Origin of the sequence: Campylobacter sp. BCW_4341, from assembly GCF_001764255.1 — a bacterium.
Classification (GTDB): Bacteria; Campylobacterota; Campylobacteria; order Campylobacterales; family Campylobacteraceae; genus Campylobacter_D; species Campylobacter_D jejuni.
The window spans coordinates 1,965-3,031 of the sequence record NZ_MKAH01000054.1 but is presented as its reverse complement, the minus strand read 5'-3'; the positions used below and the strand labels follow the sequence as shown (position 1 = coordinate 3,031).

The 1,067-nt window shown below is 24.2% G+C and carries 2 pseudogenes; both read right to left on the bottom strand.

The window, feature by feature from the left end:
- Positions 1-550 (bottom strand): annotated as a pseudogene (locus AJN70_RS09730) (DUF115 domain-containing protein); the annotation flags it as partial.
- Positions 551-562: 12 nt separating this feature from the next.
- A pseudogene (locus AJN70_RS09975) lies at positions 563-1,067 on the bottom strand (motility associated factor glycosyltransferase family protein); the annotation flags it as partial.

Below are 1,067 nucleotides of genomic sequence, written 5' to 3'. Positions count from 1 at the left end.
TCATGAAATCTTTCATAATAATGACTCATCAGTTCTAAAAAATAAATTCTAGAAAATTGAAAGAAAGGTTTGCTAGAGCAAAAATTAGAAAACAATTCTATATCCAAAGAACTTGTTTCTAAAATCATCAATCTTGCATTTTGCAATTCATTTGAAAAATCTAAGATATGAAACATTATCCAAATGATTTCTATATCTTTTTCAAAAACAACAATATGTTGATGATTTTTATTTTGCAATAAAGCTTTAAATAAAATTCCATTTCCAAAACCATAAAAATATAATACAGGATAAAGTAGATATTTATCATTATAAGTATTTAGCATAGTTTGCAATTCTTTAATGGGATCTTGATAAAGTAAATTTTCATTATACCCCCCCCATTATTTTTTATACTTGTATCTTTTAAATTGATATCTAGATTATCTTTACCTAAGATAAGTTCAAATTTGCTAGACTGGATTTGTTTTAAACTTTCTTTTAAAAGAATATTGCTTAAAGCCTCAATGTTTTTGTTAAAGAGTTCTTTTTGGGTAGGGGTGAAGGTCATTGGAAATCCTAATTATTTTTTGATTATATCGTCAAAATTCCAATTTTCTAAACTTTTTTCTATGGTTTGGTTTTGAGCATCAAGGTATCCTAAACCTTGGATAAACCAATTGTGTTGTATTTTCAAAAAGTCTATTAAATTTTCTTTTTGTTTGTTTGTGTTTAAAACTTCAAATTTTAAAATTTCGCATTCGTTATGAAAATAAATAGCTTGACAAAGTTCATTAAAAAGCTTGAGTTTTTTAAATTCTTTAAAAAGATTTAAAAGATCATTTTTGATTTTTTCAAGAGTTTGAAAATTCTTGTCATTGTTTTCTAAAGTGTATCTAAGCTTTTGAAGCTGAGTTTGAGTTTTTTTTATAAATTCTTTGGATTCTAAAATGCTTTTTTGGAGATATTTTTTTGTTTTTTCTAATTTTTCTTTGGCTAGTTTTTTATCTAGAAATTTTGGAAAATCAAAAGGTTTATTTAAATCTTTATCAAGTAAATTCTCACAAGCCCATAAAAAAGGTTTTTCT